The following is a 12,718-nucleotide window of genomic DNA, read 5'->3' as shown; positions in this document are numbered from 1 at the left end:
CTGTCTTGCGGGTCTTTGCTATCTGACTATGATGATCGGAAAGGACAGTTGACCCAATCCTGTTCGTTACTCAGACAATCATGAGCCCCGATGGTCGAGGCCGATATCCAGGATCGGCGCGCTGTGGATGAGTCGGCCGACCGAAATCAGATCAACGCCGGTCGCGGCAACCGCTCGCGCTGTATGCGACGTGATCCCGCCAGAAGCCTCGGTGATAGCGCGGCCACCGACCATTGCGACGGCGCGGCGAAGATCGGGGAGGGACATGTTGTCGAGCAGAACCGCATCGGGAGCGAAGCCAAGTACCTCCTCCAGCTGGGCCAGAGTATCGACTTCGACTTCGATCTTGACGAGATGACCGGCCGCTCTTCGTGCTCGCTCGAGCGCTGGCCGGACGCCGCCTGCGATGGCGATGTGGTTGTCCTTGATCAAAATTGCATCGTCCAGGCCGAAGCGGTGATTGGACCCGCCACCTGCGCGCACGGCATACTTTTCGACTGCCCGCAATCCGGGCGTTGTCTTGCGGGTGCAGACGATCTTCGCGCCATATCCACGAACCGCAGCGACGATCGATGCCGTTGCTGTGGCGATGCCGCTCAGATGGCACAAAAAATTGAGTGCCGTCCTTTCCGCTGTGAGAATGGCTCGGGCCGGGCCAACCACTGATGCAATGACCTCTCCATCCACGACATTGCAGCCGTCTGTCCGCTCCACGGAGATTTCGACACCAGGATCAATCATGCCGAAAGCGAGCATCGCCAGATCGATGCCGGCGACAACTCCGGACTGTCGCGCCACCAACACGGTTCCCGCTTGGTATTCCTTCGGGACGATGGCGTCCGTGGTCAAGTCGCCGGCTCTGCCAAGGTCTTCAAGAAGAGATGCCCGTACAAGCGGCTCAAGCAGGACCGTGGGGAGCGGTGAGAGCATCATCACTTTGCACCTTCGGAGCTTGGCGAGTGTCCGAGTTCCCGCGCAGCCGCCAAGGCGGCTTCGAGCGTGATTTCGGACCGTCGGGCGGCAGTCGCATGATGAGGAAAATCTGTCCGGTAATGAGCGCCGCGGCTTTCTTCGCGCAACAAGGCGGCAACAGCAATCATTAGCCCGACAGCCGCCGGATCCGAGACCGCATCCTTGCTTTCGGCGAGCGGCAATAAGGCACGCGCGGCTGCTTTCAACGCTTGACCATCCCGGACGATGCCGAGTGCGCGCGACAGAAAAACGCGCACGGCTATGGGAGCGGGCGGTGGGTAAACGTTCGCAAACGCAGGCCTTGTTCTGCGCGCAGGCGTTCCGGCGACGCTTTCAGCGACCCAGCGGGCGCACACGATTGCCTCGGTCAAGGAATTGCTGGCGAGCCTGTTGGCGCCATGCAGTCCTGTCGAAGCGACTTCGCCGCAGGCCCACAGCCCCTTGACGGAGGTCCTGCCCGAGCTGTCCACGGCAACGCCACCCATGTGGTAGTGTTGGGCCGGACGAATGGGGATGAGATCGCGCGCGGGATTGATGCCGGCTCCAAGGCAGGCTGATGCGATTGTCGGGAAATGTCGAGCGAATGCCGGGCCTGGCCGTTGTCGGGCATCGAGAAAAACATGGTGGCCGTCCGCAAGGTGGTTCCACACGGCGCGGGCCAAGACATCGCGAGGCGCAAGTTCCGCCCCTGGCACGCTCTGGAGAAAAGCCTGGCCGGTTTCATCAATCAGGGCAGCACCTTCGCCTCGCACAGCCTCGCTGACCAGCGCCATTGGGCGTTCTGGGCCGTCAAGCGCGGTCGGGTGGAACTGGATGAATTCGAGGTCGGCTAGGACAGCTCCAGCGCGGGCCGCAAGCGCAAGGCCTTGTCCGCAACTGCCCCAAGGGTTCGTGGTGTCGAAAAACAGTCCCCCGATGCCACCGGTGGCGAGGACGACCCGCCGTGAGCCGAAGAAGAAAGGTGCGATCGAACAGCTCGCCCAGACGCCTCGGATCGCATTCTCTCGCACGGCGAGCCGGCGCGCTTCCACGCCCTCCACGACAACTATCGACGGAGTGGAACGCACAGCCGCGATCAGCGCACGCATGATCTCACGCCCGGTGCCGTCCCCATGCGCATGAACGATGCGACGTCGGCTGTGTGCGGCCTCCAATCCGAGGAACAGTGATCCTTCCGGCGTGCGGTCAAAGCGAACCCCAAAGCCCGCAAGCCCCTCTATGGCCTTGGGCGCGGCTTGGAGGATGCGGCTCGCCACGGCTCTGTCGCAGAGACCATCCCCGGCGGCAACCGTATCGGCCAGGTGCATTGCCGGATCGTCGTCTTCGCCGAAACTTGCAGCCAGGCCCCCCTGGGCCCAGGTGCTCGAGTTGTCAGCTCCCAGCAGCGACCTTGACAGAAGAAGCACCGGCTCCGGCGACAGTTGAAGCGCGGTCATCAGTCCGGCGATGCCGCCGCCGATGATGATGGGCCGCCCGAAGAAGCTGCGGGGGTCGGCGCTCAAACTGCCAGCATCCGTTCGACCGCTAGCCGCGCGCGCCCGGCGATCCCGGGTTCGACGGTTACGACATGGTGGTTCTGCTCGAGCGCCGTGCGGATGTTGGCAAGCGTGATCCGCTTCATATGCGGGCACAAATTGCAGGGCCGGATGAACTCGACCTCTGGGTGCGCTAACGCGACGTTGTCGCTCATTGAGCATTCCGTCATCAGCACGACACGTGGCGGCCTTTGCCTTTCGACATAGTCGGACATGGCAGCCGTCGAGCCGGAAAAATCGGCTTCAGCCACGACGTCGGGCGGGCATTCGGGATGGGCGAGCACGACCACGCCGGGATGGCTTTCGCGCAACTCGCGAATGTCGGCCGGTGTAAAGCGCTCGTGCACCTCGCAACGCCCTTTCCAGGCGATGATCTGCACATCTGTCTGGGCGGCGATATTCTGGGCCAGATATTCGTCCGGCAACATGATCACCCGGGGAACCCCAAGGGATTCGACGACCGCCTTGGCGTTGCCGGATGTACAGCAGATATCCGACTCGGCCTTCACTTCGGCGGACGTATTTACATAAGTGATGATCGGAACGCCGGGATAACGCTGGCGCATCAAGCGCACGTCTTCTGCCGTGATTGAGTCCGCCAACGAGCAACCGGCGCTGAGATCCGGAATGAGCACGGTCTTGCCCGGATTAAGGAGCTTGGCCGTTTCGGCCATGAAATGGACGCCGGCCAGCACGATGACTTGCGCCTCGACCGTCGCGGCCGTGCGGGCTAGTGCCAAGCTGTCGCCGACGATGTCGGCCACGCAGTGGAAGATCTCGGGCGTCTGATAGTTGTGCGCCAGGATGATCGCGTTGCGCTCGCGCTTCAGCGCAAGGATCGCCTCGATATCCTCGGAGAAAGCCGGCCATTCGATCGGCGGGATCACTCGTCGGACGCGCTCGTAGAGCAACGCGGCCGTAGGCAGCATGGCGCCCATAGACCCCCTCCCGCTTATACTCTAACTGAAAATAACCAGCATATACTTGCTGTGAGTATAAGGGATGTCAACCCCGCGCCAGCGGCAATTTTGTCCCGGCGATGAGCCTATCGTCGAGAACGGCGTGGCGGAAACGGAAAAGCTTCGCTGGCCGGCCGCCGGTCTCAGTGGTGGCCTCTCCGGTCTCCTCGACCAGCTCCTGCTGTTCGATCAGTCGGCGAAAGTTCGGCTTGTGGATGAGCCTGCCGGCGAGCGCCTCCACGGTTCGCTGCAGCTGCAAAAGCGTGAAGACCGGCGGCATCAGCTCAAAGACGACTGGGCGGTATTTGATCTTGGAGCGCAGCCGCGCAATGCCGGTCGCCACGATGCGGCGATGATCGGCGACCATGGACTTGCTGGGCACCAGCGGCGGGGGTCCTGCGTCCCGCCCTCTTACGGCCTCTTGGACCAGGCCTGCTTCGTAGACTAACTCATAGCGTTGAAGCGTGAGTTCCTCGTTCCAAAGGCGGTCGTCGAAGCCAAAGGCTATCGTCGCCCGCTGCCAGCGTTCACGTCGCGTGGCCGAATCGCCAACCCCGTTTGCCCATTCGATCAGGCGCGGCCGCAGAACGTCCAGCACGACCGCAGGCGTGCCGGAGCGGTGGTCCTCCCATGGAAAATATTCATACCAACTCTGCCATCCGCACTTGGGCGAGCCCGCTGCCTGTTCCTTGCGCGTCAATGCGAGATAGCTGATGGAGATGACGCGCTGCTGGCGCTCGGCGCCGATGCGATCCCGATCCGCGAACGTGTAGAGTTGCTCAATGTACCCCAGCCGATGGCCGGTTTGCTGCTCGACCCACCCCCTCAAGCCGGATTGCAGCGATCGGTGCTCAAGCGCAAAGGGACCGGAGGGCAAGGTGTCCGCCTGGCCGATGGTGAGGACACAGGGTTGACTGCCGTTTACGGCGACCACAAAGGCGATCAAGTCCACTTTGACGTTGTCGGCCTTGCCGGCGGCTCTGTCTTTCCTGAGTCCTATTGCCTGATCGTCCATTATTTGGCCAACTCGGGGGCACCTTAATCGATTTAGTGTAAGCGTGCCAATTGGCACGTCAACACCCCGCAGCTGCATGGCCATTTTTTTGCTCTTCGCACCTGCACAAAAATGTGCCAAAGGCGACAGCCGCAGCTGGTAACGTAGGGGAAGGAGGGTCCCATGAGCGCTTATGGTGACACCAGGGCGATCACACCGCCGGATATTCGTTCGCGCAAAGGTGGGACGCCGCTCGTCTGCCTTACCGCCTACACCACCCCAGTCGCCCGGCTTGTCGATCCCCATTGTGATGTGGTGCTCGTCGGCGACAGCGTCGGCATGGTTCTCCACGGCCTGCCCTCGACGCTCGGCGTCACGCTGGAGATGATGATCACGCACGGCCAGGCGGTGCGCCGTGGCATCAAGCAGGCGCTGATGGTGGTCGACCTGCCGTTCGGTTCCTACGAGGAAAGCCCAGAGCAGGCTTTCCGCAATGCCGCGCGCGTCATGGCCGAGACCGGCTGCACGGCCGTCAAGCTCGAAGGCGGCGAAGCGATGGCAGAGACGATCGGCTTCCTCGCCGCACGCGGCGTGCCCGTCATGGCCCATGTCGGATTGACGCCGCAGGCCATCAACACCATCGGTGGCTACCGCGTACAGGGCAGGGGCGGGGATGCCGAGCGCATCAGGCGCGACGCAATTGCGGTGGGCGAAGCGGGCGCCTTTGCGGTCGTCCTGGAGAAGGTTCCTGAGGCGCTCGCCCGCCGGATCACCAAGGAGGTGGCGACCCCGACCATTGGCATCGGTGCCTCGGCAGCCTGTGACGGCCAGATTCTCGTCGTCGACGACATGCTGGGCCTCTTCGGCGACTTCCGGCCCAAGTTCGTCAAGCGCTATGCTGAACTCCGGGAGGCGGCTGCGGCTGCGATCGCTTCCTATGCGCGCGAGGTGAAGGAGCGCCAGTTTCCCGCCGCAGAGCATGTGTTTGCCGATGCGCCCAAGCCCGCCGACACGGACGCCACCAAGAGCGGAGAAGCAGCGTGAGCGTGCCGATCGTCAGGAGCGTTGACCAGCTTCGCGAAAGCGTCGCCGCATGGCGCTGCGAAGGTGTGAGGATAGCCCTGGTGCCAACGATGGGCGTCCTGCATGAGGGCCATCTCAGCCTGGTGCGCGCTGCACTCGAGAAGGCAGACCGTGTGATAGTGACGCTCTTCGTCAACCCGAAGCAATTCAACAGCCAGGCCGATCTTGCCGCGTATCCCCGCACCGAGGACGAGGATGCCGCCAAACTGGCATCGGTTGGCGCGCACCTGCTTTATGCGCCAGATGCAGAGGAGATGTATCCGGCGGGCTTCGCCACCACCGTTTCGGTTTGCGGTGTCAGCGAAGGCCTGTGCGGTACATTCCGGCCGGGGCATTTCGACGGCGTGGCGACCGTCGTCGCCAAGCTCTTCCTGCAGACCAGCGCTGACTTCGGCTTCTTTGGCGAAAAGGACTTTCAGCAAATTCACCTGGTCAGGCGCATGGCCCGGGATCTGGATATTCCAATCACCATTGTTGCCTGTCCGACAGTCCGTGAAGCCGACGGTCTTGCGCTATCATCGCGCAATGTGCGGCTCTCGCCAGCGGAACGCGCTGTTGCTCCCAAGCTATCATCGGTCCTGCTCAAGACGGCTGAGCGGCTTGAGCGCGGCTCACCCATCCTGCCAACGCTTGCAGAATCTCGCGCAGCAATTCTGGCTGCAGGCTATCGCGAGGTCGAATACCTGGAACTTCGCGATGAGGCAGATCTGCACCCGATAACGAGCCTCGATCGACCGGCACGGTTGCTTGCCGCCGCCTGGCTCGGCGGCACACGGCTCATAGACAACGTCAGACTATTTCGGATTGGTTCAACAGATTAGCCACGTTCTCGGCACGCGCCGTATTCGTCCGGGATCATCTAAAACAAGGTCTCTGCCTGGCATTGAGCGTTACGGAGGTTACGCACAGGACACATGCATCGCGTGTTTGAGAACTTCGTCGAGCAACTGTCTGCAAGTGTTGATGCTGCCGATCTCGGTGAGGCAATGGCCTCCGCTGCAGCCGGCTTCGACTTCCCGCTATTCGCCTATTTCACCTACCCGTCAGCCTCCGGCGACGCCCCCCAATTGATTTCAAACTATCCTTCATCCTGGACGTCACGTTATCTGCAACAGCGGTACCACAGTCTCGATCCGGTCATCCTGCGCGGGCTGCAAGGCTGGGATACATTCGATTGGGGTGTGGATCGCGCTCGGCACGGTCTGCCGAATTCGCAGCAACAAATTCTAGAGAGTGCGGCTGAGTTTGGCATCTGCGGCGGCCTGACGATGTCCATGCATGATCATCTCGGCCGGTTTGCTGCCCTGACCTTTGCTTCCGACGAGTCCCGTCCGCCTCTGTTGCGGTCACTGGCACGTTACGAAAAAGCATTGCAGCTGGTGGCCATCAACTTTCATATCCATGTCCGGCGAAGGCTCGCCGATCATCGCGTGGTGGATGGTGTAACGCTCACCCCGCGGGAGTTCGAGTGCCTGAAATGGGCGGCGCGCGGCAAGTCGGCTTGGGATACTAGCCAGCTTCTCGGCGTCTCAAAGCGCACCGTGACCTTTCATCTGGAAAACGCCAAGGCAAAGTTTGGCGTTCGAACGATCAACCAAGCCGTTGCACGAATGGCTGCCTCCGGCCTGACGAGATCCTGATTCTCAGCCACGATACCTGTAAACCTCTACAGGCTGCATCGCTGTCAGCTTTGCCCTTCGATGGCGGGAACACATCCCACATGGAGGCGACCATGATGCAACTGATAGCACCAGACTTTTACAGTGATTTTGCAGGCGAGCTCAAAGAGATGCACGGGCTCAGGTTTCGGGTGTTCAAGGAAAGGCTCGATTGGGAAGTTGATACCGAAGACCAGATGGAATCCGATCCGTTTGATGCTCTCAAGCCTGTCTATCTGCTCCTCAAAGGATCCGACTGGCGAATTCGCGGTTGCGTGCGTCTTTTGCCCAGCACCGGACCCACAATGTTGCGCGACACCTTCCCGGTGCTGCTGGGTGCTGACGTCGTGCCCTCGACCACCGACATATGGGAGAGCAGTCGTTTCGCGCTCGATCTTCCTCCGTCGGCGCCCAAGGCAGCGGGCGGGCTGGCTCAGGCGACCTACGAGCTCTTCGCGGGCATGATCGAGTTCGGCTTGGCCAAGGATCTGACCCGGATCGTAACGGTGACGGACACGCGCATGGAGCGGATCCTCCGCCTTGCTACGTGGCCATTGTCGCGCATCGGAGAACCCAAGTGCGTCGGCAAAACGGAGGCGGTGGCTGGGTTTCTCGAGATTTCCCACGCGAGCCTTTTGCGCATCCGCAGCAGGGGACGTCTGAGCGGACCGGTACTGTGGCAACCGGTTCTAGGCCCGTCAGCATAGCGCCATTGTGGACACCTGTGCCATGAAGGATGCTGGTTTGTCCAAGGAAGCGACGGTCGGCCTTGTATGCTGGCCGGACTGGCGTCGCCAGGACGCTTACCACTACGCCAGACGATTGCCACGCACTGGCTGGGCCTGGGAGTTTCTTCGGCGCAATCCACAATTCCAGCGCGACCACGCCAAAATGGCACCGTCCGCCTGCTTTGTCGGAACCCAGGCCGACATGAAGATAATCGAGTTGACGACAGAATCAGCTTTCCTAAGACAATGGAGCCTCCTTTTTCGCGGACGCGCCACAGTCGGACGCTACATCGGCGAGGGTCTTTTGGGATCCGCGCGATTGCGCCTGTATTCTACGAGCGGCCGCGGAGCCGCTGGGGCTCGACCACGATTTTGAACCGCTTCACCTTTCTTCGCTCTCATGCTGCAAGGACATCCTGCTGACAGCTGCGGGCATGCAGCACGTGCTGCTGAGGGAGAACTGCCGGAGTCTGCAGATCGCCGTTTCCGGTGCGTCCGTACTCCGCCCGTTGCGGCTATATGTCGACGCGATCCTTCAGCCGCAGCACCTCAAGTTCCATGTCGCTGCCCTTCAGTTCCTGAACGACATCAATGATTGCCGCCGCGTGTCAGCTGCTTGCTTTCCGCCGGAACACCGCGGAGCGCGTCTGCGTATTGTACTGCAGGCTTTGGATGGCTCGCTGGCGGGAGCATCTCATCAGGAGGTCGCCATTGCCTTGTTCGGGAGACGCCGTGTCGAAGAAGATTGGCGTCATCCAGGCGGCCATCTTCGCGATCAGGTACGTCGCGCCATCCAACGCGGCCGCTACCTGATGGGCGGCGGCTACAGACAGTTCCTGAGGTAATTGGAGTGGTTGCGATTGTCTTATACGAACGCGCAACCTCCATTTTCTCACTGCAATGGTGCGTTGCACAAAACGTGGCAAGCGCCTAGTTCTTCCGCGGCGAATCGGGTTTCGGCGAAACACCGGGACCCAACTTCGTCGATAAGTGCATTCATGACCTGAGGACCCCGATGACCGTTATGAACTCCGACAAAGCCGGCGCTGCAAGCCTTGAGACAATCGCGCGAAACGGCAGCATGCTGCGTCGCATAGCCGTACGCATTCCGACCTACCTGTCGGATATTCGCGAGAACCCGGCGTGGCTGCCCATGTTCATGTTGGCGCGCACCATGCCGGCACGGAGAATGCACTGGCGCGGTGCAAAGCCGGTCCGAAGGCCGCAAAGAGCCCAGGACACGATGTTTGCCGGTGTCAATTGCCACGACGTTGTCGACGCGCTGCGGATGGATGGGCTTTTTCCCGGCCTTGTCCTGCCTGCAATGGTGGCTGAAGATGTAGCCGCATTCGCCAGGTGCACACCTTGTTTCGGCAATTTCGATCGCCGACTCGAGTTCATGCCGGCGGAGCATGCGGAGGCTGAGGCGCGATTTGGCCGTCCGTTGCTCAGCGGCCATTATTTCGAGCGCATTCTGGGCTGTAAGTCGGCCGTTGCCATCCAAAACGATCCGCTGCTCATGGATATCGCGGCGCACTATCTCGGCGGCCAGGCGACGCTGATCACGACGCGCGTCTGGTGGAGCTTCCCGACCGGCCAGGCGTCGGACGCGGACAAGAACCTGGCTTCGCTCGGCAAATACCACTTCGACCTGGACGACTGGCGGATGCTGAAGTTCTTTTTCTATCTGGTGCCCGTCGACGAGGGGACCGGCCCGCATATCTATGTTCGCGGCAGCCATGATCGCCGCGCCCTCAAGCACCAATTTACGCTTGTCGTCGGCCATCCAGCGCAAGAGATTCTGGACGTCTACGGCAAGCAGAGTCCGGTCACGCTGACCGGCAAGGCCGGTTTCGGTTTCGTCGAGGATCCGTTCGGGTTCCATATGGGCACCGTGCCGTCGCACAGGCCACGGCTGATGATGGAAGTTGGCTTCGGCGTTTCTCCTCCATCGCGCCGCCGCTTCCATGGCGAGCCTGTGATCCGCTGATTTCGAAAAGTCCCGAAACAGCCTTCCCGTTGTGAGGGAAGATAAGGCTATGCCGCCAATCGATCTGTTCCGGGCCAAAAGCGGTTGTCTGCATATGCCCTGAACTTGGCTGGTGCAATGAGTCTCGCCATTGCTCCAGCCAGCGCATCAGTGCCTGTTTAATCGAGGTTAGATGGCAGTGCGCCCAAGAGATCCTCCTCGATATCGCCTGCCGCGCGAAGCCTCAGATGCTCTTCGAAAACCTCCTTTACGGACCGAGTCGTCTCGGGTCTCCTTTGAGTGGCCGGAAGGTGGTGCACAGCCGTATCGTGCTTCGGGATCCTGAACGAAGGCGAGGGGCGGTTTGTTCCTCGCGCGGCGCATGCAGCGGTGCCGGCATGACAGCTTCGTCGTGGATCCCGATGCTCGGCAACGTCGGCGGTGAAGGCTCTGTCTAGGCGGCTTACGTGACTCCAATGCAGGAGATCGACCATCTCCTGTTCGAGCACATTCGTTGGCGATCACCGTCGCGGCGCTACGGACGCCGCGGCGCCTGCGATCAATGCAGTTTGCCGACTAGCCGAGCGTATTCGGCTTCAGCCCTGCCATATGACCCATCTGCCAGCGCAATTAGACGCGCGCGATCAAGAATGACTACCTCTCCTCGCATTGAGCGTATCAGACCTTGGCCCTCCAAGGTTTGCAGCGCTATGGTGACGCCGGGCCGCCTGACACCGAGCATAACTGATAAGAACTCGTGCGTAATCGCAAAGCTGTTCCCGTCGACGCGATCATCACACATCACCAGCCATCTTGAGAGCCTGTCGACTATGTTCATCCGGGCATTGCTGAGCGCGGTGAAGCTTGCCTGGAGGTGAAAGTAGTGAACGTAGCGGAGCAGAAAACTTCGCAGGGTTGGGCTTGTCAAAAGCGCCTTGGTGAAGAGGCCCGCATCGATAACAAAGGCTCGGGCCTCTAATTGGACGTAACAATCGTGCGTTGACCGGTCATCGCCCATGATAAGCGCTGAGCCGGTCATACCCTCACAACCTATGATTCCGATCTCAGCTTCAATACCAGGCCGCAGTTCGCCCACCACTGACCCGAGACCGCTCTCGAAGAAGTACACGGTTCTGATTGGAGACCCCGCCACTTCGAGATGCGTCTTCAGTCCAAGGGAGACGCTTTCCAAATGAGGTTGCAGCAAGGCCAAATCTGCCGAGCACATTCGAAGCAGCAGCGAATTGCGATAGATGGAATTTTGGCGGGTGTCGCATTGCGCGGCAGTGTGAGTTCGTGAACTGGAGTCTGTCATAGCTCCCTCTCCCTATTGGGGCGGAAGCATGTTGATCGCTCACAGCCGACGGACGCCCTTAGAGTTGCCGTCGATGGCACACTGTATGCCTGCCGACCGCGGTTGTCCCATTTTTTAATCAATTACGTTAATCGGCCCGAGCCAAGCTTTGGCGCACCCGCTCTAACGCGGCATTCAGATGCTCCAGAAATTCGTCATCGCTTTTGGTCGCCAAGCCGACTTGTCGAGCGCGAGTTACAATGCGCTCCTGGAGTGAAACCGCTGTCTCATAGTGGTCCACGATCATCTGAAATGAAGCGCTCATTGGGGCGGATTCAAAGAGCTGTGCCATTCTGACAATGTAGTTCCAAGATGATGAGAGTCCATGCGGCCGCCGCTTGGGTAACAATCGTACAATATACCTAAGACTGGCCGCGCTCTTTGGTTATCCTCCCAGAAATCCGTAGCCTCGCGAGGCGCAGCTTCTCTTCGCCCTCCGACCTCGTGACCGGCGGACCAGTCCCGGCTTCAGCCATTCGGCCTTGTTCTTCTTATGCTCCTTCGGGACCGGGCCGCCGACCTCGCCCTGCACACGATTCCACAGCGTTTGCCTCTTGTAGGCCTTGAAGGCTACTATCGGCCGCCCTTGTAGGGCCGCTTTCAGCCATGATCACCTCGGGGCGCTGAACGAAGCGCGTGCTTGTCGACTCTGTCGGTCGTCGCAGACGCTTACGGAGGCCTCACCGCAGAGGGCGATGCGAACTCCGGCTCGACGACGGCTGTCAAATCAGACTGCTGTGGATGCACTACCAGCGATCGGTACTAGGATTCTCGACCTCGGTAATAAGCTGGTCTGTACGGCTAGCGACCTTCCTGCCTAGCAATATCAAAAGTCAAACCCCGCCGAAGATGCATATGCCTGGCAGCACGCGTCGGTCTTTGGCCACGCATCTGCCAAACCGAAATCAAGTAGCCCGCCATCGTGCGCCCTCAACGCGATCTTGATCATTGCAGTGGGGCAATAACTTATCTCTTTGGAGCTTGGTGGTGATATATAGGCGCCCAAGCCAGCGCTAATATTGCATGGAGCTAAAACGCCCGCTAAGATTTCTTGGGTGTTAGCTGGCGGGTGTTTGATGCGGTTTCATCGTCTAGGCGCGGTCGCTCTGGGTCTGGCGTCCTTCATCAGCAGCGCTCATGGCCAAGAATCCTGCGACCCTAACTACACAGGCGCCTGTGTTCCAATCGCCAGCGATGTCGACTGTTCCTCCGGAAAGGGCAATGGTCCCGCATACGTACACGGGCCGGTCTCTGTCGTAGGCACCGATATCTATGATCTTGACCGAGACGGCGACGGAATAGGTTGCGAAAACGGCTAGAGGAGGCAAGTCGCCCTCCAACTTCATGACGGCACCAGCCCATCCATGGTGCCGGCATGGTCCCACTGATGCTCTCTCCTTGTGAACGGCATCCAATCTTTTCGGCGGGCTTGAACAGCGGCCACCTTTGGCGGCTATCGAGGGGCT

12 protein-coding genes are annotated in these 12,718 nt (G+C 60.5%); 7 read left to right on the top strand and 5 right to left on the bottom strand.

The window, feature by feature from the left end:
* Nucleotides 1-78 precede the first annotated feature (78 nt).
* The 4 genes from nadC to NKJ58_RS19190 all read right to left on the bottom strand — a co-directional run bounded on the left by nadC (nucleotide 79) and on the right by NKJ58_RS19190 (nucleotide 4,481).
* Nucleotides 79-933 (bottom strand): carboxylating nicotinate-nucleotide diphosphorylase, encoded by an 855-nt coding sequence (gene nadC / locus NKJ58_RS19205; protein ID WP_352447893.1) that lies wholly within the window; start codon nucleotides 931-933, stop codon nucleotides 79-81.
* Complete coding sequence (locus NKJ58_RS19200) at nucleotides 933-2,474, bottom strand: L-aspartate oxidase (RefSeq protein WP_352544301.1); 1,542 nt, start codon at nucleotides 2,472-2,474, stop codon at nucleotides 933-935. Before NKJ58_RS19200 ends, nadC begins: the two co-directional genes overlap by 1 nt.
* On the bottom strand, nucleotides 2,471-3,445 hold the full coding sequence (nadA, locus tag NKJ58_RS19195) for a quinolinate synthase NadA (RefSeq protein ID WP_352853620.1): 975 nt from the start codon (nucleotides 3,443-3,445) through the stop codon (nucleotides 2,471-2,473). Before nadA ends, NKJ58_RS19200 begins: the two co-directional genes overlap by 4 nt.
* Nucleotides 3,446-3,512: 67 nt before the next feature.
* Complete coding sequence (locus tag NKJ58_RS19190; RefSeq protein ID WP_023673634.1) at nucleotides 3,513-4,481, bottom strand: NUDIX hydrolase; 969 nt, start codon at nucleotides 4,479-4,481, stop codon at nucleotides 3,513-3,515.
* Nucleotides 4,482-4,643: 162 nt separating this feature from the next.
* Between NKJ58_RS19190 and panB the strand changes: the two genes are divergently transcribed.
* The 7 genes from panB to NKJ58_RS19155 all read left to right on the top strand — a co-directional run bounded on the left by panB (nucleotide 4,644) and on the right by NKJ58_RS19155 (nucleotide 9,919).
* The gene (panB, locus tag NKJ58_RS19185; protein ID WP_023707031.1) at nucleotides 4,644-5,504 is read left to right on the top strand and encodes a 3-methyl-2-oxobutanoate hydroxymethyltransferase; all 861 of its coding nucleotides are present in this window, start codon (nucleotides 4,644-4,646) and stop codon (nucleotides 5,502-5,504) included.
* Nucleotides 5,501-6,364: a pantoate--beta-alanine ligase gene (gene panC / locus NKJ58_RS19180; protein ID WP_023685567.1), complete on the top strand. Its 864-nt coding sequence runs from the start codon at nucleotides 5,501-5,503 to the stop codon at nucleotides 6,362-6,364. The genes panB and panC overlap by 4 nt, the downstream gene beginning before the upstream one ends.
* Before the next feature lie 93 nt (nucleotides 6,365-6,457).
* Nucleotides 6,458-7,183 (top strand): LuxR family transcriptional regulator, encoded by a 726-nt coding sequence (locus NKJ58_RS19175; protein WP_023708081.1) that lies wholly within the window; start codon nucleotides 6,458-6,460, stop codon nucleotides 7,181-7,183.
* Between the two features lie 92 nt (nucleotides 7,184-7,275).
* On the top strand, nucleotides 7,276-7,908 hold the full coding sequence (locus NKJ58_RS19170) for an acyl-homoserine-lactone synthase (protein ID WP_023707030.1): 633 nt from the start codon (nucleotides 7,276-7,278) through the stop codon (nucleotides 7,906-7,908).
* Between the two features lie 22 nt (nucleotides 7,909-7,930).
* Entirely contained in the window at nucleotides 7,931-8,305 is a 375-nt protein-coding gene (locus NKJ58_RS19165) for a transcriptional regulator domain-containing protein (protein ID WP_352498917.1), read from the top strand.
* A gap of 58 nt (nucleotides 8,306-8,363) precedes the next feature.
* Nucleotides 8,364-8,774, top strand: coding sequence for a DUF2285 domain-containing protein (locus NKJ58_RS19160; protein WP_023673629.1), 411 nt, complete (start codon nucleotides 8,364-8,366; stop codon nucleotides 8,772-8,774).
* A 170-nt stretch (nucleotides 8,775-8,944) separates the two neighbouring features.
* On the top strand, nucleotides 8,945-9,919 hold the full coding sequence (locus NKJ58_RS19155) for a hypothetical protein (protein WP_023708080.1): 975 nt from the start codon (nucleotides 8,945-8,947) through the stop codon (nucleotides 9,917-9,919).
* Nucleotides 9,920-10,457: 538 nt separating this feature from the next.
* On the opposite strand, the gene NKJ58_RS19150 is transcribed toward NKJ58_RS19155, so the two are convergent.
* The gene (locus tag NKJ58_RS19150) at nucleotides 10,458-11,213 is read right to left on the bottom strand and encodes a Crp/Fnr family transcriptional regulator (protein ID WP_023706251.1); all 756 of its coding nucleotides are present in this window, start codon (nucleotides 11,211-11,213) and stop codon (nucleotides 10,458-10,460) included.
* Nucleotides 11,214-12,718 lie beyond the last annotated feature (1,505 nt).

The organism is Mesorhizobium sp. M0139, from assembly GCF_040322455.1.
Taxonomy (GTDB): domain Bacteria; phylum Pseudomonadota; class Alphaproteobacteria; order Rhizobiales; family Rhizobiaceae; genus Mesorhizobium.
Note: the sequence above shows the minus strand (reverse complement) of the source record. Positions and strands in the feature narration are given on the sequence as shown.